The following is a 26415-nucleotide window of genomic DNA, read 5'->3' as shown; positions in this document are numbered from 1 at the left end:
CCCGCTTGCCACCCTGCTGAAGCTGCGCTAAAGTCGCCCCCTTTTTTCCGGCATGGGGGCGAAAATGTTCATAGGATTTGATTACGGCACGGCTAACTGCTCTATTGCAGTCAGCGAAAATGGCACGCCACGTCTGTTAACGCTGGAAAATGATCAGCGCCTGCTGCCGTCGATGATCTGTGCGCCCACCCGCGAGTCGATCAGCGAATGGCTCTATCGTCATCATCAGGTCGCGACACCTGACAGCGAAACCACGGCGCTGCTGCAGCGCGCGCTGCGATATAACCGCGAAGAAGATATCGATGTCCAGCCCAATAGCGTGCAGTTTGGCCTCACCGCGCTGCAGCATTATATGGTCGATCCCGAAGATGTCTGGTTCGTTAAATCCCCCAAATCGTTCCTCGGTGCTACTGGCCTGAAGCCACAGCAGATTGCCCTGTTTGAAGATCTGGTCTGCGCAATGATGCTGCACATCCGCAAGCAGGGTGAAAGCCAGCTTGATCAGGTTATCGATCAGGCGGTGATCGGACGCCCGGTCAACTTCCAGGGTTTAGGCAGTGAAGAGTCTAACCAGCAGGCTGAAGGTATTTTGCTGCGCGCCGCCCACCGCGCCGGTTTCCGCGACGTGGAGTTTCAGTTCGAACCGGTGGCGGCCGGACTCGATTTCGAAGCCACGCTACAGCAGGAGACGCGGGTACTGGTGGTGGATATTGGCGGTGGTACTACCGACTGCTCAATGTTGCTGATGGGGCCGAAGTGGCGTGATAAAGCTGACCGCCGTGAAAGTCTGCTGGGCCACAGCGGTTGCCGCGTCGGCGGTAACGACCTGGACATCATGCTGACGTTTAAGACCCTGATGCCGCTACTCGGTCTGGGCGGTAACACCCAGAAAGGCACCGCCCTGCCTGCCCTGCCGTGGTGGAATGCGATCGCCATCAATGATGTTCCGGCACAAAGTGACTTTTACAGTCCCGCCTGCGGAAAGTGGCTGCGGGATTTAGTGCGTGATGCGGAACAGGGTGACGTGGTGGCTCGCCTGCTGAAAGTGTGGCAGCAGAAGCTCAGTTATCGCCTGGTGCGCGCAGCGGAAGAGAGCAAGATTGCGCTGTCAGCCAGCCCGGCGCATACCGCTTCCCTGGACTTTATTGCCGCCGCATTAGAGACAGAGATTAGAGTGGAACAGCTGCAGGACGCCATCAGTCAGCCGCTGGAGAAAATTCTGGAACAGGTCCAGCTGGCATTAGCCACCAGCCAGATTAAGCCTGATGTGATTTACCTGACCGGCGGCAGTGCGCGTTCGCCGTTGCTGCGCGCGGCGCTGCAGAAGACGCTGCCGGATACACCGATTGCGGGTGGCGATGATTTCGCCTCCGTCACCGCAGGGCTGGCCCGCTGGGCGGAAGTGATGTTCCGCTAGGCTTGCACTGCAATAACAAAGACGGCACCTGAGGGTGTAATGCCAGTCAGTTAAGCGACAGGTGATAACGCAGTCTGGTGCCGGGCTGCTCTGAAACTTCAGTGTGTATTGTTAAAAAGGGCACGAGAGTGGAGGCCTGAGCGCCTCTGCTGCTGAAAGGGCTATCCGCAGCGCTGAGGCGTGACGGCGGGCCAGAAGTCCACGCCGGGAAGCGTGGACAGTTCGGGGCCGGCCAGGGAGGGCCGATCCCCGAACGGTTCGTCGGCACGACGTCAAAGCCGAAGGTACCGCGTGAGCGGCGCGAGGACGGCCCGGCAACAGCAGAGGTGCGCTGGCCCGCACTGCGGCTCGCTCGCCCGGAAAATCAGAAGGCAATATTGGCGCTGATACCGCCGATAAACGCATCTTTCACTTCACTGACTGCACCAGGGGCAACCACATACTGCAGGTTAGGACGCAGTGACATCCAGTTAGTTACTTTAGCGTTGTAGTAAACCTCATAGTTGTACTCTGAACCTTCCTGAATCGGCAGATAGGTCGGGCTGTCAAAGCGGCTCTCGCCATTAGCCTGATTCTGCTGACGCAGTGAGCGGGTATAGTCGCTGTTCACATGAATCCGTGACGCGCCCACGCCGATCTCATCCTGAGGACGGGCATCAAACGGTCCTGTCCAGGTAAACGCAATAGACTGATAGTTGTCGGTCTTTGAGGTCTTGTGATCGTTCATCACCGCCTGCACCCGCACACCCAGACCGCGATTCACATCGCCGTCCTGCGCGGTCAGCTGTTGCTGTAACAGCAGATAGCCGCCATAGGAATGGGCCTGATCCTGATAGCCGCCGTTGCGCCAGCTGCCATAAACATCGCCATCCACCGAGGAATAGTAATAGCCGATGCGGTAGTTACCCGGTAATTTCTCCGGCCCGAAGGTTGGCTTCCAGCCCAGTTCGACCGGCACCAGATTCCCTTCTGAATTGCTGGTATCCAGACGGAAACCATCACCGCGATCGTAGTTAGCGCTGTTCTGATTATAGAAACCGACCTGGAAGAAAACGTCCGGCGTGATATTGAATTTCACCCGGCCGCCCCACTGCGAGACCGGCCAGTTAAACCAGCGATCGCCGCGCCAGTTACCCGCCTGCCCGCTGCCCAGCGCCAGGTTCTGGAACAGATTGCCATCGAAGTTATCGAAGTCTTCCCCTACCGTCACCCGCCCGGCTTTCACATCGACCACATCGTTAAACAATCCTTTGCGCAACCAGAACTGGGTCAGACGCCAGGTCTGGCCGCGACCGTAAACCTCCTGCACCGAGGAGAGCATACCGGTGCGTTGATCCGCGACCTGTTCAGAAAGATTCTGTCCGTTACGACTGGTCACGGTCATCTGGAACTCGGCATCCTGCCAGTCCAGCAACTTCTGCAGATCGAAATTGGTGCCAAACGACCACTGATCGCTGTAGCGCATGGTGGTATTGGTATCTGCCCCGCCGCCTAAATTCGCGGCGCTTTCCATGGTGTAGTTAACGTCAAACTTAATGCCGTCGTCCTGCAGCTGCGTTCGGTAACCGCCCCAGTCACCAAACATCCATTCGGAGTCCGGGCTCAGGGCGTCAGCGGCCAACGCCTGCGCGGAAAACATGGCCAGGATCAGGGTGCCGGTTGCCACACGGCGCAGCGGGAAACGCTGCTCTGCTTTTCTGTTTTTCATCTTGCTTATTCTTATGTAAGTTACGGAAAATGACGCGCAGAGGATAGTGCTGGATAACCTCTGTTTTTTGTAAATACGTGCGCATAATTACCCGTAACATCCGTTTATTAACGCATTTGTGATCGGGATCGCTGATTGGTTATTCTCTGGGCGGGGTGCCAATTTTTTGACAGGTGCAGCATAAAAAGGGGCGCTATCGCCCCTTGTGTTTACTGGCTTGCCTGATTCAGTTGTTCAATCTGCGCCGGGGTCAGCGTCAGCTGCATCGCGCCAGTCAGATCGTCGAGCTGTTTCAGCGAGGTGGCACTGACAATCGGTGCGGTGATGCCGGGACGGGCGATCAGCCAGGCCAGCGCCACCTGCGTCGGCGTCACCTGATGCGCTTCGCTGATAGCGTCCAGTGCGTCCAGGATCCGCAAACCGCGCGGGTTAAGGTATTTATCTACGACACCCTGACCGCGCGCGCTTTTACCGGCATCCGCCGCCTCGCGGTATTTGCCACTGAGAAAGCCGCTGGCGAGTGAATAGTAGTTAATAACGCCCAGCCCCTGCGCCATCACCACCGGCTCCAGCTCCGATTCATAGGGCTGGCGGTCATAAAGGTTGTATTCAGGTTGCAGGGTTTCATAGCGAGCCAGCCCCTGCGTTTCACTGACCTGCAACGCCTCCTGCAGCCGTGCCGCGCTGTAATTGGAGGCACCAATCGCCCGCACTTTGCCCTCTCTGATCAGGCTGTCAAAGGCGCTCAGGGTTTCCGCCAGCGGCGTATCCTGATCGTCGCGGTGCGCCTGGTAGAGATCGATATAGTCGGTCTGCAACCGGCGCAGTGAATCTTCAACTGCCTGACGGATATATTGCGGTTTCAGCCCGGTTTTCTCCGGCGACAATTCCATGCCAACCTTGGTTGCCAGCACGATCTGGTCGCGTTTGCCGCTTTTTTTCAGCCATTCACCAATAATGGTTTCCGATTCACCGCCTTTATTGCCCGGTGCCCAGCGGGAATAGACGTCGGCGGTATCGATAAACCACAGGCCTCGATCCACCAGCGCATCCAGCAGAGAAAAGGAGGTGGTTTGATCCACTGTCCAGCCAAACACGTTGCCGCCAAACGTCAGCAACGGCACCGCGATACCACTGTCACCCAACTGCCGGGTTTGATTCTGACTCATTTCCTGCTCCTTATTTGCCTGAAAAAACCGTCTGTCTTTCAGCATAGCAAAGTGATTTCACGGCTTTATGACGATTGTGATGCGATTAATGAAAGAACAGGCATAATTACCCCGCCCTGACAGATATCCTTATTTCCTTCAACTTCTGCCCGTCAGAGGCGGCTACACTCTGTCGTTTGCAGGCTACCCATTTGATGCCTGCGCCTGGGACTACGTCACTGCTGGAGAGCACCAACAATCATGAGCACCCGACATCCTGTTATGAAGAAAACCCTTATCGTGCTGGCCCTGATCGCCGTGGCCGCTGGCGGCTATTATGCCTGGCAGCGCCATGCCCAGCCGCAGAGCAGCAGTCAGAGTGACGCACCTGCGCCACGTGGCGGCAAAGGCGGCGGTGACGGTGCCCGTCGTCCCCTCGCGCCGGTTCAGGCCGCTACGGCCACCAGCCAGAGCGTGCCGCACTATCTGAGTGGACTGGGTACGGTGACCGCGGCTAACACGGCCACGGTGCGCAGCCGGGTCAATGGCGATCTGCTGGCAATCCACTTCACCGAAGGGCAGCAGGTGAAGGCGGGCGAGCTACTGGCAGAAGTCGACCCGCGGCCTTATCAGGTGGCGTTAACGCAGGCGCAGGGCCAATTGGCAAAAGATCAGGCGACGCTGGCCAACGCCCGTCGTGACCTGGCGCGCTTCGAGAAGCTGGCAAAAACCTCGCTGGTGTCGCAACAGGAGCTGGATACCCAGCGCTCACTGGTCAGTGAAACGCTCGGCACGCTGAAAGCGGATGAGGGAAGCGTCGCCAGTGCGCAGCTCAATCTTACCTACAGCCGGATCACTGCGCCGATTGCCGGCCGGGTCGGGCTGAAACAGGTGGACGTCGGCAACTACGTCACCAGCGGCGACACCACCGGTATCGTGGTGATCACCCAGACGCACCCGATTGATGTGGTCTTTACCCTGGCTGAGAACAGCATCAGTTCCATTCTCAAGGCGCAGAAAAGCGGTGAATCGCTGCTGGTGGAAGCCTGGGATCGCAGTAATCAGAATCTGATCGCCAATGGCAAACTGCTAAGCCTTGATAACCAGATTGATGTCACCACCGGCACCATCAAAATCAAAGCGCGTTTTGATAATCAGGACGACACGCTGTTCCCCAATCAGTTCGTGAATGTGCGGCTGAAGGTCAACACCCTGCAGGATGCGATTGTTATCCCACCTGCCGCGCTGCAGATGGGCAACGAAGGCAACTTTGTCTGGGTGGTTAACAGTGACAACAAGGTCAGCAAGAAAAGCGTGATTGCCGGCTTGCAGGATAGCGAGAAAGTGGTGGTCAGCGCCGGTCTGGAGGCGGGCGAACGCGTCGTGACCGATGGGCTGGATCGCCTCACGGAAGGCGCAAAAGTCGAGGTGGTCGCGCCGCAGAGCAACGCACCGCGCGCTACCCGCGCCACCCTGCCGTCAAAAGGAGAGCGTGAGTAATGCAGGTCATGCCTCCCGATCATAGTGGCGGACCGTCACGCCAGTTTATCCTGCGGCCGGTCGCCACCACGCTGTTGATGATTGCGATCCTGCTGGCCGGGGTGCTGGGCTACCGCTTCCTGCCGGTCTCGGCGCTGCCGGAAGTCGACTATCCGACGATCCAGGTCGTCACGCTCTATCCGGGTGCCAGCCCGGATGTGGTCACCTCCTCCATCACCGCGCCGCTTGAGCGCCAGTTTGGTCAGATGTCTGGCCTGAAACAGATGGCGTCACAAAGCTCCGGCGGTGCCTCGGTGGTGACGCTGCAGTTCCAGCTGACGCTACCGCTGGATGTCGCAGAGCAGGAGGTGCAGGCTGCCATTAACTCCGCCACTAACCTGCTGCCCAACGACCTGCCTAATCCGCCGGTCTACAGCAAAGTGAATCCTGCCGATCCACCGATCATGACGCTTGCCGTCACCACGCGCAGCATGCCGCTGACGCAGGTGCAGGACATGGTGGAAACGCGGGTGGCGCAGAAAATCTCTCAGGTCAGCGGCGTCGGACTGGTGACGCTATCGGGCGGTCAGCGTCCGGCGGTGCGGGTGAAAATGAATGCGCAGGCGCTGGCTGCGCTGGGTCTGACCAGCGAAACGGTGCGGACCGCTATCAGCAATGCCAACGTTAACTCCGCCAAAGGCAGCCTGGATGGTCCGACCCGCTCAGTTACCCTGTCAGCCAATGACCAGATGAAATCAGCGGAGGATTATCGCCAGCTGATTATCAGCTACAAAAACGGCGCACCGGTGCGTCTTGGCGACGTGGCGACCATAGAACAGGGAGCAGAAAACAGCTGGCTCGGCGCCTGGGCCAACCGCGATGCGGCGATTGTGCTCAACGTTCAGCGTCAGCCTGGTGCCAATATCATCGCCACAGCAGATAATATCCGTGCCATGTTGCCCGCCCTGACCGCAGCCCTGCCGAAGTCGGTGGAGGTTAAACTGCTCACCGACCGCACCACCAATATTCGTGCTTCGGTCAACGACACGCAGTATGAGCTGATGCTGGCGATGGCGCTGGTGGTGATGATTATCTATCTGTTTCTGCGCAACGTGCCCGCCACGCTGATCCCGGCGGTTGCGGTGCCTCTGTCACTGATCGGCACCTTCGCGGCGATGTACTTCCTCGGCTTTTCAATTAACAACCTGACGCTGATGGCGCTGACCATCGCCACCGGCTTTGTGGTCGATGATGCCATCGTGGTGATTGAGAACATCTCACGCTATATCGAGAAAGGGGAAAAGCCGCTGACCGCCGCGCTGAAAGGTGCCGGCGAGATCGGCTTTACCATCATCTCCCTCACCTTCTCGCTGATTGCGGTCCTGATCCCGCTGCTGTTTATGGGCGACGTGATCGGCCGTCTGTTCCGCGAATTTGCCGTGACGCTGGCGGTGGCGATTCTGATTTCAGCGGTGGTGTCACTGACCCTGACGCCGATGATGTGCGCCAGGATGCTGAGCGCGGAGTCGCTGCGCAAACAGAACCGCTTTTCGCGGGCCAGCGAAGCGATGTTTGATCGTATCGTGGCCGCCTATGGCCGCGGCCTGAAACGGGTACTTAATCATCCCTGGCTCACGCTGTCGGTGGCGCTTGGCACCCTGGTGCTGACGCTGGTGCTGTGGATGATCATTCCGAAAGGCTTTTTCCCGCAGCAGGACAACAGCATTATTCAGGGCACGCTGCAGGCACCGCAGTCGGTCTCCTATGCCAGCATGGCGCAGCGCACCCGCGATGTCGCCTCCATCATCATGAAAGATCCGGCAGTGGAGAGCATGACTTCGTTTGTCGGCGTGGATGGCACCAATGCCTCGCTGAACAGCGCGCGTCTGCAGATCAACCTCAAACCGCTGGATCAACGCGACGACCGCATTCCTGCCATTCAGCAGCGCCTGCAACAGCAGGTCAGTGAGGTACCGGGCGTGCAGCTGTGGCTGCAGGCGGTGCAGGATCTCACCATCGATACCCAGGCGAGCCGCACGCCCTATCAGTTCACGCTGCAATCGGGTTCACTGTCGTCGCTCAGCACCTGGGTTCCGGCGCTGCTGACCCGGCTCAGCACCCTGCCACAGCTGCGCGATGTCAGCAGTGACTGGCAGGATCAGGGACTGGAAGCCTATGTCAAAGTGGACCGCGACAGCGCCAGCCGCCTCGGCATCAGCATGGCGGATGTCGATAACGCGCTGTACAACGCCTTTGGTCAGCGGCTCATCTCCACCATTTATACCCAGGCGAACCAGTATCGGGTGGTGCTGGAGCAGGACAATAGTGCCACTCCAGGCATGGAGAGCCTGGAGGCGATTCGCCTTAACAGCAGCGACGGCGGCAGCGTACCGCTGAGCGCCATTGCCCGCATTGAACAGCGCAACACGCCGCTCAGCATTAACCATCTCGACCAGTTCCCGTCGGCGACCTTCTCCTTCAACGTGGCTGACGGCTATTCGCTGGAAGATGCGGTGAAAGCGGTGTCGCAGGCTGAAGCCGAGCTTGGCATGCCCGCAGAGCTGATGACGCAGTTCCAGGGCAGCACGCTGGCGTTTGAAGCGGCGCTGAGCAGCACCGTCTGGCTGATTGTGGCGGCTATTGTAGCGATGTACATTGTGCTGGGCGTGCTTTATGAGAGCTTTATTCACCCCATCACAATTCTCTCAACGCTGCCCACGGCGGGTGTCGGCGCGCTGCTGGCGCTGATGCTCAGCGGCAATGAGCTGGATATCGTGGCGATAATCGGCATCATCCTGCTGATCGGCATCGTGAAAAAGAACGCCATCATGATGATCGACTTTGCGCTGGCGGCCGAACGTGAACAGGGTATGAAGCCTGTTGATGCCATCTATCAGGCCTGCCTGCTGCGCTTCCGCCCGATTCTGATGACCACGCTGGCCGCCCTGCTCGGCGCGCTGCCGCTGATGCTCAGCACCGGCGTCGGTGCCGAACTGCGTCATCCGCTGGGGATTGCCATGGTCGGCGGGCTGATTCTGAGCCAGGTGCTGACCCTGTTTACCACCCCGGTGATCTACCTGCTGTTTGATCGACTGGCGCACGCCACCCGCCGCCGCTTTGCCCGCACGGAGGCCGCAGAGTGAAGTTCTTTGCCCTGTTCATCAACCGGCCCGTCGCCACCACGCTGCTGACGCTGGCCATCGCACTGGCGGGGATGCTGGGTTTCCGGCTGCTGCCGGTGGCGCCGCTGCCGCAGGTTGATTTTCCGGTGATCGTTATCTCGGCTTCGCTGCCGGGTGCCGCGCCGGAGATCATGGCGTCGTCGGTGGCCACGCCACTGGAGCGCTCGCTGGGACGCATCGCGGGCGTCAGTGAAATGACCTCCACCAGTTCGCTGGGCAGCACCCGCATCATTCTGGTGTTTGATTTTGATCGCGACATCAACGGAGCCGCGCGCGATGTCCAGGCCGCGATTAACGCGGCGCAAAGCCTGCTGCCTACCGGGATGCCGTCGCGCCCGACCTATCGCAAAGTGAACCCTTCAGATGCGCCGATTATGATCATGACGCTGACTTCGGATACCTATAATCCGGGTCAGCTCTACGATTACGCCTCGACCCAGCTGGCGCAGAAACTGTCACAGATTGAGGGCGTGGGCGACGTCACCGTGGGTGGCAGCTCGCTGCCTGCGGTCCGCGTGGCCCTGAATCCTCAGGCGCTGTTTAATCAGGGCGTCTCGCTGGATGCGGTGCGCACCGCCATTTCCAACGCCAATCAGCGACGGCCGCAGGGCGCACTGGATGATTCGCAGCAGCGCTGGCAGTTGCGTACCAATGACGCGCTGCAGACCGCCAGTGAGTATCAGCCGCTGATAGTGCATTACAACAACGGCGCGGCGGTCAGGCTGTCGGATGTGGCGACAGTCGAAGATTCAGTGCAGGACGTACGCAACGCCGGGATGTCGCGCGGTAAACCGGCGGTGCTGCTGCTGATCCGCAAGACGCCTGAAGCCAACGTCATCGATACGGTGGACCGCATCCGCGCCGAAATGCCGCTGCTGCATGAGGTGATCCCGGCCGCCATCGATCTGCAGATCGCTCAGGATCGCTCACCCACCATTCGCGCCTCGCTGCATGAGGTGGAGCAGTCGCTGGTGATCGCCGTGGCGCTGGTGATTCTGGTAGTGTTTGTTTTCCTGCGTTCGGGCCGCGCCACGCTGATCCCCGCCGTTGCGGTGCCGGTTTCGCTGATCGGCACCTTCGCCGCAATGTACCTGTGCGGCTTCAGCCTCAACAACCTGTCGCTGATGGCGCTGACCATCGCCACCGGCTTTGTGGTGGATGATGCGATTGTGGTGCTGGAGAACATTGCCCGACACGTAGAAGCGGGCATGAAGCCGCTGGCCGCCGCGCTGAAAGGGGTGCGGGAAGTCGGTTTTACCGTGTTGTCGATGAGCCTGTCACTGATTGCCGTGTTCCTGCCGCTGCTGATGATCGGCGGACTGATTGGCCGCTTCTTCTCAGAATTTGCCATTACGCTGTCGGTGGCAATCGTCATCTCGCTGTTTATCTCGGTCACCCTGACGCCGGTGATGTGCGCCTATCTGCTGAAGCCGCACGCGCCGCGAAGTCAGCCGCGCCAGCGCGGCGCGGGCCGGCTGCTGATGGCGATCCAGCAGGGTTATGGCCGCTCGCTTAGCGTGGTACTGAACCATGCGCGCTGGGTGATGGTGCTGTTTTTCGCCACCATCGTCCTGACCGGCTGGCTGTTTGTCCATATTCCGAAAACCTTTATGCCGGAGCAGGATACCGGACGACTTTCCGGTTTCATCTCTGCCGACCAGAGCATTTCGTTTCAGGCGATGCGCAGTAAGCTGCAGGATTTTATGGAGATTGTCGGGGCCGATCCGGCGGTAGAGAGCGTGGTGGGCTTCACCGGCGGAATGCGTACCAACAGCGGCTCCATGTTTATTTCGCTGAAGCCGCTGTCGGAGCGCAAAGAGAGTGCAGTGGAGATTATCGCCCGCCTGCGCAATAAGCTGGCGAAAGAACCCGGGGCAAGTCTCTATCTGAATGCGGTGCAGGATCTGCGCGTCGGCGGTCGGGAATCGAATGCCGGTTATCAATATTCCCTGCTGTCGGACGACCTTAACGCCCTGCGTGAGTGGGAGCCAAAAATCCGTCAGGCGTTCTCTGCCCTGCCGCAGCTGGCGGATGTGAACTCCGATCAGCAGGATAAAGGCAGCGAGATGGCGCTGACCTATGACCGGGAAAGCATGGCGCGGCTTGGCATTGATGTCTCTCAGGCCAATGCCCTGCTGAATAACGCCTTTGGTCAGCGTCAGATCTCCACCATCTATCAGCCGCTTAACCAGTACAAAGTGGTGATGGAGGTCGATCCGCGCTACACCCAGGATATCAGCGCCCTGTCGCAGATGTTCGTGATAAACAGCGAAGGTAAAGCGATTCCGCTGTCGTGGTTCGCCCACTGGCAGCCCGCGAATGCGCCGCTCTCGGTCAATCATGAAGGGCTGTCTGCCGCCTCGACCATCTCATTTAACCTGCCGGAAGGGGTGTCGCTGTCGCAGGCGTCGGAGGCAATTGAACGCACCATGACCGCGATTGGCGTGCCCTCCAGCGTGCGCGGCAGCTTTGCCGGTACGGCGCAGGTGTTTCAGCAGTCGCAAAGCAATCAGCTCTGGCTGATGCTGGCGGCGATTGCAGCGGTCTATATCGTGCTGGGGATCCTTTATGAGAGCTATGTCCATCCGCTGACGATCCTCTCTACCCTGCCCTCGGCGGGTGTCGGTGCGCTGCTGGCGCTGGAGCTGTTCGATACGCCCTTCAGCCTGATTGCGCTGATCGGTATTCTGCTGCTGATCGGAATCGTTAAAAAGAACGCCATCATGATGGTCGATTTTGCGCTGGAGGCAGAGCGCAACGGCCAGTTCAGCGCGCGGGAAGCAATTTTCCAGGCGTGCCTGTTGCGCTTCCGGCCGATTATGATGACGACGCTGGCGGCGCTGTTTGGCGCGCTGCCGCTGGTGCTGACCAGCGGCGACGGCGCAGAGCTGCGTCAGCCGCTGGGGATTACCATTGCAGGCGGGCTGGTGATGAGCCAGTTGCTGACGCTCTACACCACGCCGGTGGTCTATTTAATGATGGATAAGTTGCGCCGTAAAAAACGCCCGCTGGTCGCCGCGCAGCAGCCGTAACAGGTATGGCGGCAACAGGCATCGGACGTGACGCCTTTATCGGGGGGATCGATGAGTACGCAAAGCACTAACGTCCGCTGGCAACTGTGGATTGTTGCCATCGGCTTCTTTATGCAGACGCTGGATACCACCATCGTGAATACCGCGATCCCGTCGATGGCGCACGATCTGGGTGTCAGCCCGCTGCACATGCACTCGGTCATCGTCTATTACGTGCTGACGGTAGCGGTGATGCTGCCGGTCAGCGGCTGGCTGGCCGATCGTTTTGGCGTGCGCAACATTTTCTTCTGCGCGATTGTGCTGTTCAGCCTGGGATCACTGCTGTGCGCCCTCTCCGGCACCCTCGATCAACTGGTGCTGTCGCGGGTGGTTCAGGGGATTGGCGGGGCAATGATGGTGCCGGTGGGTCGTCTGACGGTGATGAAAATCGTGCCGCGCGAGCAGTATATGTCCGCCATGACGTTTGTCACTCTGCCCGGCCAGATCGGTCCGCTGCTGGGTCCGGCGCTGGGCGGTGTGCTGGTGGAGTACGCCAGCTGGCACTGGATCTTTCTGATCAATATCCCGGTCGGCATTGCAGGCGCTATTGCCACCCTGATGCTGATGCCCAACTACAGCATGCAGACGCGGCGCTTTGATTTCGGCGGTTTTATCCTGCTGGCCGCCGGAATGGCAACCCTGACGCTGGCACTGGATGGTCAGCGCAGCAGTGGCGGCTCTCCGCTGCTGCTGGGTGCCATGATCCTCATTGGTATGTTCTCTCTGCTGTTCTACCTGATGCATGTGCGCAGCAATGATAATGCGCTGTTCAGCCTGAAGCTGTTTGATAATCGCATCTACTCCATTGGCCTGCTCGGCAGTTTTACCGGCCGCATCGGCAGCGGCATGCTGCCCTTTATGACGCCTATCTTTCTGCAGCTCGGCATGGGTTACAGCCCGTTTCATGCTGGTCTGATGATGATTCCGATGGTGCTGGGGAATATGGGGATGAAACGCATTGTGGTGCGCATCGTCAATCTTTTTGGCTACCGCAACGTGCTGGTGATGTCGACCGTGGCGCTGGCGCTGGTGGTCCTGCTGTTCCCGCTGGTGGCAATTCTGGGCTGGGTCTGGCTGCTGCCACTGGTGCTGTTTCTGCAGGGCATGGTCAACGCCATCCGCTTCTCTTCAATGAATACCCTGACGCTGAAGGAGCTGCCCGATGAGCTGGCGTCCAGCGGCAACAGCCTGCTGTCGATGATTATGCAGCTGTCGATGAGTATCGGCGTTACCGTGGCCGGGCTGCTGCTGGGGGCATTTGCTCAGGAAAGCGCAGCGAACAGCACGGCGGAACATCAGATGTTTATTTATACCTACCTTTGCATGTCGCTGATTATCATCCTGCCCGCGCTGGTGTTCTGGCGCGTGCCGCCACAGGTGAGTACCAACGTTGATTTGCGACGCCGGAGAAAAAAATGAGAGATAACCTGCGCCTGGGCATCGGTGCCAAACTGTTTATGGCGATTTTCGCCACCTGCATGCTGGTTCTGATTACCATGCACTGGGGGGTTCGCCTCAGTTTCGAGCATGGCTTTGTCGACTACATTAAGCGCGGCAACGAGCAGCGGTTAAATCTGCTCAGCGATGCCCTGGCCGATCAGTATGAGCAGCACGGCAACTGGGATTTTTTGCGCCACAACGATCGGCTGGTGTTCACCATGCTGCGCTCGCTGGAGCAGAATCCCGACAGTAACAGTCAGCTGCCGCCGCACGGCTGGCGCACCCAGTTCTGGATCCTCGATCAGCAATATAAAGTGCTGGCCGGGCCAAAATCGCCGGTGCCGCCCGAAGGCACGCGACGCAATATCACCACCAGCAATAATAAAGTGGTCGGCTGGGTCATCGGCTCGCCGCCGGAGCGGCTGACGCGCAGCACCGACATTAACTTTGATCAGCAGCAGCGGCGCACCAGCTGGATTATCGTCGGGCTGTCCACGCTGCTGGCGGCGCTGGCAACCTGGCTGATGGGGCGCGGTCTGCTGGCTCCGGTCAAACGACTGGTTGACGGCACCCATCATCTGGCGGCCGGTAATTTTGCCACCCGCGTTGAGGTCAGCAGCCGGGATGAGCTGGGCCAGCTGGCCAGGGACTTTAACCTCCTTGCCAGCTCGCTGGAGAAAAATGAGAGCATGCGCCGCGCCTTTATGGCCGATATCTCCCATGAATTACGCACACCACTGGCGATCCTGCGCGGTGAACTGGAAGCGATGCAGGATGGCGTGCGCAAACTGACGCCGGAAGCGATCGCCTCGCTACAAAGCGAAGTGGTGGTGCTGACCAAGCTGGTCGACGATCTGCATCAGCTGTCGCTGTCCGATGAGGGCGCCCTTGCCTACCGCAAACAGGCAACCGATCTGGTGCAGCTGCTGGAAGTGACGGCAGGCAGCTTTGCCGAACGCTATCGTGCACACGGGCTGACGCTGAAACTCAATCTGCCCGATAACGCCCCCTTCTTTGGCGATCCCGACCGCCTGATGCAGTTGTTCACTAATCTGCTGGAGAACAGCCTGCGCTACACCGACAGCGGGGGCCGGGTTGAAGTGACGCTGAACTATGAGGCACCCAACTGGCGCATCGAGTTTGATGACAGCGCGCCGGGCGTGGATGGGGAACATCAGGCGCAGATTTTTGAGCGCTTCTTCCGCACCGAAGGCTCGCGCAATCGCGCCAGCGGTGGCTCGGGCCTGGGCCTGGCCATCTGTAAAAATATCGCTGACGCGCATGGCGGCGATATTCATGCGGCGCACTCTGATTTAGGTGGACTGAAAATCGCGCTACACTTGCGCTATGTTCCCCTTGTGTAGACGCTTATGAGCCTGGAAAACCACGACCCGCTGATTCTGGTGGTCGAAGATGAGCCGAAACTGGCGCAGCTGATGATCGATTATCTGCATGCCTCGAACTACCGTACCCATCACATCGCCGACGGTAACGCGGTGCTGGAGTATGTGCGCCAGACGCCACCCGACCTGATGCTGCTGGATTTGATGCTGCCAGGCACCGACGGTTTAACGCTGTGCCGTGAAATCCGTCGTCATTCCGAACTGCCGATTATTATGGTCACCGCCCGTACCGAGGAGATCGATCGGCTGCTGGGGCTGGAGCTGGGCGCGGATGACTACATCTGTAAACCCTTCAGCCCGCGTGAAGTGGTGGCGCGAGTTAAAACGATTCTGCGCCGGGTAAAACGGTCGGCGGAAGAGCCGCAAAGCGCCTCATTACTCCGGGTCGATGAGAGCCGCTTCTTCGCCAGCTGGCGCGACAAGCCGCTGGATCTCACCCCGGCGGAGTTCCGTCTGCTGAAAACGCTGTCGCTGGAGCCGGGCAAGGTCTTTTCACGCGAACAGCTGCTCAACCATCTCTATGATGACTACCGCGTGGTCACGGACCGCACCATCGACAGCCATATCAAGAACCTGCGGCGCAAGCTGGAGACTCTCGACAGCGAGCAACCTTTTATCCGCGCCGTCTACGGCATGGGCTATCGCTGGGAAGCCGATGCCTGTCATTTGATCTAGTTTGATCCCGATCAATTTACTTCCCTTTTCTCACTGCCTACAATTCCGCACCTTTTGCAGGGCTTAACTGCCCTGCACCTGCCGCCTGAGGCGACATGCTGACCTGACATCAGTGAGAAAATCATGAAACCCGAACTGCTTTCCCCCGCTGGCACCCTGAAGAACATGCGTTACGCGTTTGCTTATGGTGCCGATGCCGTCTATGCCGGCCAGCCGCGCTACAGCCTGCGGGTGCGCAACAACGAATTCACCCACGAAAACCTCGCACTGGGCATCAGTGAAGCGCACGCGCTGGGTAAAAAATTCTACGTGGTGGTGAACATTGCGCCGCACAACGCCAAGCTGAAAACCTTTATTCGTGACTTAGCGCCGGTAGTGGCGATGCAGCCCGACGCGCTAATCATGTCCGATCCCGGCCTGATCATGCTGGTGCGCGACGCTTTCCCGACGATGCCGGTTCATCTGTCGGTGCAGGCCAATGCGGTCAACTGGGCCACGGTAAAGTTCTGGCAGCAGATGGGGCTGAGCCGGGTGATTCTGTCACGCGAGCTATCGCTGGAGGAGATCGCCGAGATCCGCCAGCAGGTCCCGGAGATGGAGCTGGAAGTCTTTGTCCATGGCGCACTCTGCATGGCCTACTCCGGTCGCTGCCTGCTCTCAGGCTATATGAACAAACGCGACCCGAATCAGGGAACCTGCACCAACGCCTGCCGCTGGGAGTATAAAGTGGCGGAGGGTCAGCAGGATGAGGTGGGGAATATCGTCGGTATCCACCAGCCTGTCGCCGTACAGGATGTGACGCCAACGCTGGGCGTTGGTCAGCCCACCGACAAGGTGTTTCTGCTGGAAGAGAAGATGAAGCCCGGCGAGGTGATGAGCGCGTTCGAAGATGAGCACGGCACCTACATCATGAACTCGCGGGATCTGCGCGCGGTTGCGCACGTGGAGCGGCTCAGCGAGATGGGCGTTCATTCGCTGAAGATTGAGGGACGCACCAAGTCCTACTACTACTGCGCCCGCACCGCTCAGGTTTATCGCCGGGCGATTGATGATGCCGCTGCCGGTAAGCCGTTTGATCCCTCACTGCTGTTAACCCTGGAAGGCCTGGCACATCGTGGCTATACCGAAGGCTTCCTGCGCCGCCACACTCACGACAGCTACCAGAATTATCAGCAGGGCTTTTCGGTGTCCGACCGCCAGCAGTTTGTCGGCGAATTCACCGGTGAACGCCGGGGCGAATGGGCTGAAGTGGCGGTGAAGAATAAGTTTATGCTGCACGACAGCGTGGAGATCATGACGCCTCAGGGGAACCTGAATTGCCAGCTGGACGCGCTGCAGAATGCGCGCGGCGAACCCACTGAAGTTGCGCCGGGCGATGGCCATCGCGTCTGGCTGCGGGTGCCAGAGGAGGTGGATCTGCGTTTTGCACTGCTGCTGCGCAACTTTGATCACGGTGAAGATACCCGGGACCCTCATAATCGTTTACCAACGGAAACATTTTGAGGAAATCAGAACAGGATCACAGACCCTTGCGCGGTGCTGCTTTATAGTCCCGCCTGCTGCTAACGAGTAACAACAAACGGCAGATTTACCAGGAACCACCTCATTTACCCGCCCGGCTCCCCCGTGCGGGTTTTCTTTTTTCTCTCTTTCGCCAATAATTTACTGCTGGCAGCTGTGTTATAAATCCCTTCTTACTCTGTAGATCTTCAAGGAACGCAAAATGGATAATAAACCGCTTACGCTGCTCATCCTGAATGGGAAAGGCGCGGGTAATGATGATCTGCGCGAAGCTATTACGACCCTGCGTGAAGAAGGCTTCGACATTGCGGTGCGTGTCACGTTTGAAAAAGGTGACGGCGATCGGTACGTCAAAGAGGCCATTGCACTGCAGGCCGCGACCGTGGTGGCGGGTGGCGGCGATGGCACCATCAATGAAATTGCGACAGCGCTGGCTTCTTCTGAAGCGGATCATCGCCCGGTGCTGGGCATCCTGCCGCTGGGTACCGCCAACGATTTTGCCACCAGCGTCGGCATCCCGGAAGAGATGGAACCGGCACTGCGACTGGCGATTCAGGGCAAAGCCAGTGCCATCGATCTGGCCAGGGTAAACCAGAGCCACTACTTCATCAATATGGCGACCGGCGGGTTTGGCACCCGTATCACGACTGAAACGCCGGAAAAGCTGAAGTCGGCGCTGGGCGGCGTCTCCTACTTTATTCACGGCCTGATGCGCATGGATACGCTGAAACCGGATACCTGCGAGATCAGCGGCCCCGATTTTGCCTGGCAGGGTGATGCGCTGGTGATCGGTATCGGTAATGGTCGTCAGGCGGGCGGCGGTCAGCGGTTATGCCCTTCTGCCCTGATCAACGATGGCCGACTTGACGTCAGTGTTGTCACCGCGCAGGAGTTGCTGCCTACCCTGCTGCACTCGCTGACCGGCGACGATGACAATCCCGGCATCGTCACCACGCAACTGGAGTCACTGACGATCCGTTCTCCGCATGAGATGACCTTTAACCTCGATGGCGAGCCGCTTTCCGGGCGCGAATTCGTGATTGAGGTGATGGCGGGCGCGCTGAGCTGCCGCCTGCCGCCGCAGTGCGCGCTGCTTGCCTGAACCGACATCAGGGGCGAAAGCCCCTTTTTTATTGCTGCTAATCCCATCTTTTTATGGGGTTCTACGCCGGAACTGCCGAAATTACCGTTACCCCAGTATTAGCCCGGCAACAAGCTTATTCAGATTAGTAATTTCATTGCTGTTCTGGTAGGTATAATGCCCGTTCAACATAAATCAGGGAGGCCATATAGCGCTTCCTGTTCGGCATCGTATAAAACCTTCAGTCGTTCACCTGGGCCTGGCGCTTTACCACGCGTTGTCATCGTGGCCCTGAAAAATCATGCAGGTAAGAGAATGGTTGAACGAACCATAAAATAACTGTCTGTACCTGCCATAAATCACTGCTGAAGTTGTCTCATAAAGAATCAATATTAATGATCAAACGAACCCGATGGGGAAAATGTTTTTCAATATTCTGCCCACCCTGCCCACCTTCGCAGAAATTGTATAGAATGTATGGAACCGGGCAGCACTCGAACAGCGATCTGGCTGAGTTATTTTCAGTTTCACCGCCAACAGTCTATCGAACGCTTTCCCGGGTGAAAAAAGATTAACAATCCGAATAATCAACAGATAAACATCTGCTATAAAGGCCAGGAATAGCTCGCTAAAGGAGTCCTTTCTGGGCAAAAGTAACACGGGTCGCTTCATTTAAATCCAGGCTTTTCATAGCTTCAGATGACACCCAGATAATCTCCTGAAATTCCTCGTTAAATTTAATTTTCCGGTTTGTACTAACACAGTCAAATATAAGATAAATCATGTAAATTTCTTCGGTAGTGCCATCCGGATACGTTTTAGTCCGGATATCGTCCCGAAATGCCCACGGCTTAACTTCAGTGATACGCAGTTCCTCCCCTAATTCTTCCATGATTTCTCGCCTTAGAGCGGTTTCCATCGTCTCCCCAGGTTCCATTCCACCGCCTGGGAGGGCCCATTGTCCCGGGAAAACCCCACGATCGGAGGCCATTTTACAAAGCAAAAACTCACCGTCATTTTGTATCACAGGACACACTATTACTCTCTGGCGCATTTTATCTCCTTAACATCATTGCTTTCTGAATTACACTGTTTGAAAAAGTGTCAATTTCATCTGGATGGTTACAGATCATCACCCGCTGACGAAGATGTTCCGGAAGATTATCTGTGAATTTTTGGTATTCTGCGTGCCATCCTTTAATCCATTTAACCTTCATCTCCTTATCGGTAAATTCTTCCGGTCGGATACCATGAGTTTCATCATCACGGATATGAGAGAGTGAATGTTCAACCGAATAATCAATAAAAGCGATAATATCCGGTTCAGTGAGCAATTCATTAATACTTTCCCATAGGCTAATATAAGAATCATAATGTACCTTATTGATATAATTAGCTTTAAACATAAACCTGATAAATATATAATCCTCAAGATGGGAGCGTTCCATTACAAGATTAAATCCTTTATCCAGCCAGGATTTAATAATCAATGCACGCTGCACCATAAAATTGAGTTGGATAAGATAACCATAGTTTCTTGTATCATCAAACAGGTAAGGAAGGAGTGGATGGTGGACACTTTTTTCGTCTATAGCGATAGTATACGGATCATACTGAAATAAAGACATAGACAGTCGTCTCAGAAGGGTACTTTTCCCTACCCCGGAATTGCCTGACAGGCATATATAGAGGGGTTTCCTGTCCTGATTTTTTTCTTTTTTATCAGCTGACCAGGGATCCATATGAAGATAGTTATACCTCATGCAATGAACTCCCTTTCATCCAGCCAGAAACGATTGTTTTCACATTTCCTCATGATTTCATTATTCCCAAAAATAGCATTGATAATTTTATCTGGTGAATCTGTTAGCATATTACCCAGCAGGGTATAGTTTTCACCGTCGGGAATAATAATGTCAAAATTTGGTTCCATAACAACATTGGCTTTATCCCTCTCATCGAAGGTGGCCCAGCTAATGGGTATACCTGGATGTTGTTTTTTTAGTATTTCCATTTTATCTGTAAATACATCTGTATTGATTTCCAGTTTATCTCTTTTTTCTTTCCCGACGCCTAAGGGGCAGAACTGGTAAAATCGCCAGGCCTGGATCTTATAGGGAAGTGCCTCCACCCAGCTGACAATATCACTTAGCAGATTGACATTTGACTGAGAAACCACAGTAGTAAGTTTTATATTAATCCGGTTATTATTCGGAAGCCATGTTAATATATTTTTTATAACTCTATGCTGGTTACTCATTTTATCACTGCGAATATCGGAATTGACACGCTTATCAATCCCGTCAATTGGCATACCCACCCAGTACAGAACCGGATTTAACCGCTCATGATCCATCAGGAAACGATGTCCGACTGTGGAGAGATAGGTCATAAAACCCATCTGTTTTGCGTATTCAATCAGATTAATGAAGTCCGCTCTGGATGTCGGTTCACCACCAGTAAAACCGATACGACGGAAACCCATTTTATACATGCGTTCAATAACATTAAGAGCACTGGATAGAGATGAGTCCTGAATGCCGGGGTTGCGGAAACATAGATCACATCCGAGATCGCAGTGTGAGGTTATTCTAAAATCCAAAAGCAGGCTGCTAATATCCATTACGCGTCCTCTGACCTTTGATAAGAAACCCAATAACCTTACAAATACCAAGGTTATTGGTACAACATACTCTCGGATTGAACGAATTTAAAGCATAGGCATACATAAAGTAGGGTTTTAATTCAGACCTCTGGTCGGTTTAGCTTGCTCAACGAAAAATTTCGACAGGCTCCGGCTTACTACTCTAAGAGAGTTCATGCTTCTGCCTGCAAATCTCCTTCTACAAAGGATGGCGTTACTGGCTGATGGAATCATTTAGGTTCCAATAAATCACAGGTCGGAAATTTTGGCGGTTCCAGCTTAGCCCCCTTTATTGCCACTACTCAGATTTATAAACACCCAATGCTTCTGCTCACTACGCCTTTTTGTCCCTGAAAACTCTCTGTGATTCTGTTCACAACTCTGCAACTCCATCTTGTATGGTAGTATTAAAGAGCGTACTTTTTCATCATTGAACGCTGACTTAAGGCAACCAGGATGAAAATTGTTAAGGCAGAAGTATTTGTAACCTGCGCAGGCAGAAACTTTGTCACCGTAAAGATCACCACCGATCAGGGTCTGACCGGCATTGGCGACGCAACGCTGAATGGCCGTGAATTACCGGTCGCCTCCTACCTGAAAGATCACGTCTGCCCGCAGCTGATTGGCCGCGATGCGCATCAGATCGAAGACATCTGGCAATATTTCTACAAGGGCGCTTACTGGCGTCGTGGCCCGGTCACCATGTCCGCTATCTCGGCCGTCGATATGGCACTGTGGGATATCAAAGGCAAAGCCGCCAATATGCCGGTGTATCAGCTGCTGGGTGGCGCATCACGCACCGGCGTGATGGTCTATTGCCACACCACCGGCCACTCCATTGATGAAGTGATGGATGACTACGCGAAGCACAAAGAGCTGGGCTTCAAAGCGATTCGCGCGCAGTGCGGCGTTCCGGGCATGAAAACCACTTACGGCATGGCGAAAGGCAAAGGTCTGGCCTATGAGCCTGCAACCAAAGGCAACTGGCCGGAAGAGCAGCTCTGGTCAACCGAGAAATACCTCGATTTCACCCCGAAACTGTTCGCCGCCATCCGTGACAAGTTTGGTTTCGACGAGCACTTGCTGCATGACATGCACCATCGCCTGACGCCAATTGAAGCGGCGCGTTTTGGCAAGAGCGTGGAAGATTATCGCCTGTTCTGGATGGAAGATCCGACGCCTGCTGAGAATCAGGAGTGCTTCCGCCTGATCCGCCAGCATACCGTTACGCCGATTGCCGTGGGTGAGGTATTCAACAGCATCTGGGATTGTAAGCAGCTGATTGAAGAACAGCTGATCGACTACATCCGCACCACCATTACGCATGCGGGCGGCATTACCGGTATGCGGCGTATCGCTGATTTTGCCTCGCTCTATCAGGTGCGCACCGGCTCGCACGGTCCTTCTGATCTCTCCCCTGTCTGCATGGCGGCTGCACTGCACTTTGACCTCTGGGTGCCGAACTTCGGTGTGCAGGAGTACATGGGCTTCTCCGAACAGATGATGGAGCTGTTTGATGCTAACTGGACCTTTGACCAGGGCTACATGCATCCAGGCGACAAACCCGGTCTCGGCATTGAATTCAACGAGAAACTGGCGTCGAAATATCCCTATGAACCTGCCTATCTCCCGGTCGCCCGTCTTGAAGACGGCACCCTGTGGAACTGGTAAGGAGAAGCTGATGAAAAGCGTTGTTATTGAACAGCCGGGTGAACTGGTGGTGGCTGAACGTCTGCTGCCACAACCTGCGGCGGGCGAAGTCCGGGTCAAAGTGGCTTATGCCAGTATCTGCGGCTCTGATGTGCATATCTGGCACGGTCATAACCCGTTCGCGAAATATCCACGGGTAATTGGTCACGAATTTTTCGGCGTCATTGACGCGGTGGGTGACGGTGTTGATCCGGCCCGGCTGGGCGACCGCGTGGCGGTGGATCCGGTGGTGAGCTGCGGCAGCTGCTATCCCTGCTCGGTAGGCCGTCCCAATGTCTGCACCACACTGCAGGTGATTGGCGTGCATCGTGATGGCGGCTTCAGCGACTATGCGCTGGCCCCGGCAAAAAATGCCTTTTGTCTGCCGGACAGCATCCCAGATCGGCTCGCCAGTCTGGTTGAGCCTTTCACTATCGCCGCCAATATCACCGCTTTTCTCAAGCCGCAGCCAGACGATGTGGCGCTGATTTACGGTGCCGGTCCGATGGGGCTCACTGCGATTCAGGTGCTGAAGGGCGTCTATAAGGTTAAAAAGGTGATGGTGGTGGATCGCCTGCCGGAAAGGCTGGCACTTGCAGAGCAGAGCGGTGCGGATCAACTGTTTGATAACAATGAAATCCCGCTGGCGGCACAGCTTGAGGGCGTGCAGCCTACGCTCATTATCGACGCGGCCTGCCATCCCACCATTCTGGCTGAAGCAGCTGCCCTCGCCTCACCGGCCGCGCGCATTGGCCTGCTGGGTTTCTCCGGCGAGCCGTGCAGCATTACTCAGCAGAGCCTGACCAGCAAGGAGCTGTCGCTGTTTACCTCACGTCTTAACAGCAATCGTTTCCCCCAGGTGATCGAATGGATGGAAAAAGGGTTAATCCAGCCAGAGAAACTGGTCACGCACTACTTCCCGCTGCAGGAGATTGAGCGTGCGATGACCCTGTTTGAAAAAGATCCGCGCACCTGCTGCAAAGTCATACTTCAGATGGGTTAATTATCCGCTGAACACCAGGTCTCCTCAGCCGGTGCGTACCCGCTGGCATGACTATAAAGATAAAACAGATCACGGAGTTTGTATGTTCAAGAATCTGCGCTGGACCCTCGTTTTGCTGCTGTTCCTGGTTTACATGATTAACTACCTCGATCGTGTCGCCCTGTCGCTGACGGTGCCGCTGGTGGAAAAAGATCTGGCGATCAATGCTGAGCAGTTTGGCATGATCTTCGGCAGCTTTTTCTTTGGCTATGCCCTGTTTAACTTCCTTGGCGGCCTTGCCACTGACCGCTATGGCCCTAAAATCGTGCTGACCGTGGCGGTAGGTGCCTGGTCCATTTTCTGCGGCATGACCGCACTGGCCACCGGCTTCTGGTCACTGCTGATCCTGCGTGTGCTGTTCGGCATGGCTGAAGGCCCGATCTGCTCCTCGGCCAACAAAGCGATTAACGGCTGGTTCCCGAAAAAACAGGCCGCGACGGCCATGGGCTTACTGAGTGCCGGATCACCTTTAGGTGGTGCGGTCGCTGGCCCGATCATTGGTTATCTGGCGCTCGCCTATGGCTGGCGTCCGGCGTTCGTGATTGTCTGCTGCATCGGTCTGGTGTGGATGGCGTTCTGGCTCTTCTTCGCCGCTGACAATCCGGCGAAGAGCAAGCGCGTCAGCGAAGAGGAACGTCTGCTGATTGATCGCCTGAAAGCAACGAACCCGAATGATGAAGTTGATTTGTCGGAAACGTCACATCCGTTTGGCTACTACCTGCGCCAGCCGATTATCCTGGTCACCGCTTTTGCCTTCTTCTGCTACAACTACATTCTGTTCTTCTTCCTGAGCTGGTTCCCGGCCTACCTGGTGCAGGCGCACGGCCTGGATATCAAATCGATGAGCATCACCACCATGATCCCGTGGATCGTCGGTTTCGTTGGCCTGGCGCTGGGTGGCTGGATCTCCGATAAGATCTTTAACATCACCGGCAAGCTGTTGTTGTCCCGCAAAATTGTGCTGGTGGTCTCACTGCTGGCCGCCGCAATTTGTGTGGCGCTGGCGGGTACGATAAAAGATGTGGTGCCTGCGGTAATTATGATGTCGGTGTCGATTTTCTTTCTCTATATCACCGGCGCAATCTACTGGGCGATTATTCAGGATGTGGTGCACAAGAGCCGTATCGGCAGCATCAGCGGCTTTATCCATCTGGTGGGTAGCCTCTCCGGCATCATCGGGCCCATCGTCACCGGGTTTATTGTTCATCACACCGGTAAATTCGATAGCGCCTTTATCCTGGCGGGCTGTGTCGCCGCGCTGGGTGCCTTCCTGGTGTTATTTGTGATTCGCAGTCCGAAAACCCAGGATAAACCGGTTTCGGTCTGAGTGTTGTTTCGTTAACAGATGTATGATTTCGGGGCGCTTTGCGCCCCGTGTGCCATAAGGATGGACTATGTTACAGATTGATCGCCTGCCCGCGGAGGTCAAGCGCCCCGCTTACGACCGCAGCCAGTTAAAAACCCGCATGGTACATATCGGTTTTGGTGCATTTCACCGCGCCCATCAGGCGCTCTGCAGCGATAAGCTGGCTGAACAGGGCAGCGACTGGGGTTATTGTGAAGTGAACCTCAACAGCGGCGCGTTGATTGAGGCCCTGCGAGAGCAGCAGCTGCTTTATACTCTCACCGAGATGGCCGATGATTCATTGCATACCCGGGTGATTGGCGTCATTACTCAGGCACTGCACGGCAAAAGTGACGGTATTGAGGCGGTGATCAATGCCATGAGCCAGCCTGAGGTAGCCATTGTCTCCATGACCGTCACCGAGAAAGGCTATTGCCACCAGCCTGCCAGTGGCAATTTAAATCCCGATCACCCTGACATCGTGCATGACCTGCAGAATCCGCATTCGCCGCGTTCGCTGCCCGGTCTGATTCTGGCCGCGATTCGCCGCCGACGGGATCAGGGCTTACCCGCCTTTAGCGTGATGTCCTGTGACAACATGCCGGAAAATGGTCACGTGACCCGCAACGTTGTTGTGCAACTGGCACAGCATCAGGATCCGGCCCTGGCAGACTATATTCAGCAACACATTACCTTCCCCTCCACCATGGTGGATCGTATCGTTCCGGCCATGACCGATGCAGCGTTTGCGGCACTAGGCGCGCGTCTGGGTTCCGATGACCCGGTTGCGGTTGAAGCGGAGCCCTTCTTTCAGTGGGTGATTGAAGATAACTTCGTCAATGGCCGTCCGGCGTGGGAAAAAGCGGGCGCAGAACTGGTCAGTGACGTTCTGCCCTATGAAGAGATGAAACTGCGCATGCTGAATGGCAGCCACTCTTTCCTGGCCTATCTCGGCTTTCTGGCCGGTTATGAGTACATCAGTGACTGCGTGGCCGATCCCCATTTCCGCGCCGCCGCCCGTTCACTGATGATTGATGAGCAGGCGCCGACGCTGCGTACCCAGGGCGTGGATCTCAACGCCTATGCCGATTCGCTGATCGCCCGTTACGAAAACCGTGCCATTAAACATCGCACATATCAAATCGCCACTGACGGATCGCAAAAATTGCCACAACGCATGCTCGACAGTCTGCGCTGGCATCTGCAGCGCGGTAGCCGCTGCGACCTGCTGCTGCTGGGCGTGGCGGGCTGGATGCGCTATGTCGGCGGCGTCGATGAACAGGGTCAACCGATTGAGATCCGCGATCCGCTGAAAGCCACGCTGGCAGAGACGGTTGCCGGTAGCGAAGAAGGCGAAGCGCGTGTCCGTGCGCTATTGGGTCTGCGCGACATCTTTGGCGAAGATTTAGCGCAGAACGCCGATCTGGTGGCCCGACTGACGACGTATTACCAGCAACTGACGACTCAGGGCGCGCGGGCGACGGTGCAGCAGTGTATCAGCCAGGCATAACAGCCGGTGACAAAGCGCTGGCGCAGACGCAGCGCGCTGATTAGACTGACACTTTCCCAT

Annotated in this window: 18 protein-coding genes and 1 pseudogene; 14 read left to right on the top strand and 5 right to left on the bottom strand. The window is 56.5% G+C overall.

Annotated elements, in window-relative coordinates; genetic code table 11:
* Nucleotides 1–64 precede the first annotated feature (64 nt).
* The gene (yegD, locus tag ACVKSX_RS00455) at nucleotides 65–1417 is read left to right on the top strand and encodes a molecular chaperone (RefSeq protein WP_354438172.1); all 1353 of its coding nucleotides are present in this window, start codon (nucleotides 65–67) and stop codon (nucleotides 1415–1417) included.
* 364 nt (nucleotides 1418–1781) lie between these two features.
* Here yegD and ACVKSX_RS00450 read toward each other — a convergent pair whose 3' ends face one another.
* A complete protein-coding gene (locus ACVKSX_RS00450) occupies nucleotides 1782–3125 on the bottom strand; it encodes a carbohydrate porin (protein ID WP_010248170.1) in 1344 nt (447 codons plus the stop codon).
* Nucleotides 3126–3334: 209 nt separating this feature from the next.
* Nucleotides 3335–4294 (bottom strand): aldo/keto reductase, encoded by a 960-nt coding sequence (locus ACVKSX_RS00445; RefSeq protein WP_033778771.1) that lies wholly within the window; start codon nucleotides 4292–4294, stop codon nucleotides 3335–3337.
* 240 nt (nucleotides 4295–4534) lie between these two features.
* Here ACVKSX_RS00445 and ACVKSX_RS00440 point away from each other — a divergent pair, with 240 nt between their 5' ends.
* From ACVKSX_RS00440 to ACVKSX_RS00400, 9 genes and pseudogenes are all read left to right on the top strand, one after another.
* Nucleotides 4535–5773 carry an MdtA/MuxA family multidrug efflux RND transporter periplasmic adaptor subunit gene (locus tag ACVKSX_RS00440; RefSeq protein WP_010670986.1) on the top strand — a complete coding sequence of 413 codons (1239 nt, stop codon included), beginning with the start codon at nucleotides 4535–4537 and terminating at the stop codon, nucleotides 5771–5773.
* Complete coding sequence (locus ACVKSX_RS00435) at nucleotides 5773–8895, top strand: MdtB/MuxB family multidrug efflux RND transporter permease subunit (RefSeq protein ID WP_010248179.1); 3123 nt, start codon at nucleotides 5773–5775, stop codon at nucleotides 8893–8895. Before ACVKSX_RS00440 ends, ACVKSX_RS00435 begins: the two co-directional genes overlap by 1 nt.
* Complete coding sequence (mdtC, locus tag ACVKSX_RS00430; RefSeq protein WP_354438171.1) at nucleotides 8892–11966, top strand: multidrug efflux RND transporter permease subunit MdtC; 3075 nt, start codon at nucleotides 8892–8894, stop codon at nucleotides 11964–11966. The genes ACVKSX_RS00435 and mdtC overlap by 4 nt, the downstream gene beginning before the upstream one ends.
* Nucleotides 11967–12017: 51 nt before the next feature.
* Nucleotides 12018–13424, top strand: coding sequence for an MFS transporter (gene mdtD, locus ACVKSX_RS00425; protein WP_354438170.1), 1407 nt, complete (start codon nucleotides 12018–12020; stop codon nucleotides 13422–13424).
* The gene (gene baeS, locus ACVKSX_RS00420; protein ID WP_033758415.1) at nucleotides 13421–14809 is read left to right on the top strand and encodes an envelope stress sensor histidine kinase BaeS; all 1389 of its coding nucleotides are present in this window, start codon (nucleotides 13421–13423) and stop codon (nucleotides 14807–14809) included. The genes mdtD and baeS overlap by 4 nt, the downstream gene beginning before the upstream one ends.
* A gap of 6 nt (nucleotides 14810–14815) precedes the next feature.
* Nucleotides 14816–15523 carry an envelope stress response regulator BaeR gene (baeR, locus tag ACVKSX_RS00415; RefSeq protein WP_010248188.1) on the top strand — a complete coding sequence of 236 codons (708 nt, stop codon included), beginning with the start codon at nucleotides 14816–14818 and terminating at the stop codon, nucleotides 15521–15523.
* Nucleotides 15524–15643: 120 nt separating this feature from the next.
* A complete protein-coding gene (trhP, locus tag ACVKSX_RS00410; protein ID WP_033772224.1) occupies nucleotides 15644–17026 on the top strand; it encodes a prephenate-dependent tRNA uridine(34) hydroxylase TrhP in 1383 nt (460 codons plus the stop codon).
* A 220-nt stretch (nucleotides 17027–17246) separates the two neighbouring features.
* Entirely contained in the window at nucleotides 17247–18146 is a 900-nt protein-coding gene (gene yegS / locus ACVKSX_RS00405; protein WP_033772226.1) for a lipid kinase YegS, read from the top strand.
* A gap of 367 nt (nucleotides 18147–18513) precedes the next feature.
* Nucleotides 18514–18700: pseudogene (locus ACVKSX_RS00400) on the top strand (helix-turn-helix domain-containing protein); the annotation flags it as partial.
* A gap of 53 nt (nucleotides 18701–18753) precedes the next feature.
* Here the strand turns inward: ACVKSX_RS00400 and nudI are convergent.
* The 3 genes from nudI to ACVKSX_RS00385 are packed head-to-tail and all read right to left on the bottom strand — an operon-like array spanning nucleotide 18754 to nucleotide 20748.
* Nucleotides 18754–19179, bottom strand: a complete 426-nt coding sequence (gene nudI, locus ACVKSX_RS00395) for a nucleoside triphosphatase NudI (protein WP_301248892.1) — start codon at nucleotides 19177–19179, stop codon at nucleotides 18754–18756.
* A 1-nt stretch (nucleotide 19180) separates the two neighbouring features.
* Nucleotides 19181–19888 carry a deoxynucleoside kinase gene (locus ACVKSX_RS00390; protein ID WP_307379226.1) on the bottom strand — a complete coding sequence of 236 codons (708 nt, stop codon included), beginning with the start codon at nucleotides 19886–19888 and terminating at the stop codon, nucleotides 19181–19183.
* Nucleotides 19885–20748 (bottom strand): radical SAM protein, encoded by an 864-nt coding sequence (locus tag ACVKSX_RS00385; protein ID WP_354438168.1) that lies wholly within the window; start codon nucleotides 20746–20748, stop codon nucleotides 19885–19887. The genes ACVKSX_RS00390 and ACVKSX_RS00385 overlap by 4 nt, the downstream gene beginning before the upstream one ends.
* A gap of 477 nt (nucleotides 20749–21225) precedes the next feature.
* Here ACVKSX_RS00385 and manD point away from each other — a divergent pair, with 477 nt between their 5' ends.
* The 4 genes from manD (at nucleotide 21226) to ACVKSX_RS00365 (ending at nucleotide 26355) form a co-directional block, all read left to right on the top strand.
* Nucleotides 21226–22440, top strand: a complete 1215-nt coding sequence (manD, locus tag ACVKSX_RS00380; RefSeq protein WP_010670990.1) for a D-mannonate dehydratase ManD — start codon at nucleotides 21226–21228, stop codon at nucleotides 22438–22440.
* Between the two features lie 10 nt (nucleotides 22441–22450).
* On the top strand, nucleotides 22451–23461 hold the full coding sequence (locus ACVKSX_RS00375) for a Zn-dependent oxidoreductase (protein ID WP_354438167.1): 1011 nt from the start codon (nucleotides 22451–22453) through the stop codon (nucleotides 23459–23461).
* An 82-nt stretch (nucleotides 23462–23543) separates the two neighbouring features.
* A complete protein-coding gene (locus tag ACVKSX_RS00370) occupies nucleotides 23544–24827 on the top strand; it encodes an MFS transporter (protein WP_354438166.1) in 1284 nt (427 codons plus the stop codon).
* Nucleotides 24828–24894: 67 nt separating this feature from the next.
* Entirely contained in the window at nucleotides 24895–26355 is a 1461-nt protein-coding gene (locus ACVKSX_RS00365; RefSeq protein ID WP_354438165.1) for a mannitol dehydrogenase family protein, read from the top strand.
* Nucleotides 26356–26415 lie beyond the last annotated feature (60 nt).

The organism is Pantoea sp. PvP021, assembly GCF_054056055.1.
The sequence above is the reverse complement of the archived record's forward strand: the minus strand, read 5'-3'. Positions and strand labels throughout refer to the sequence as shown.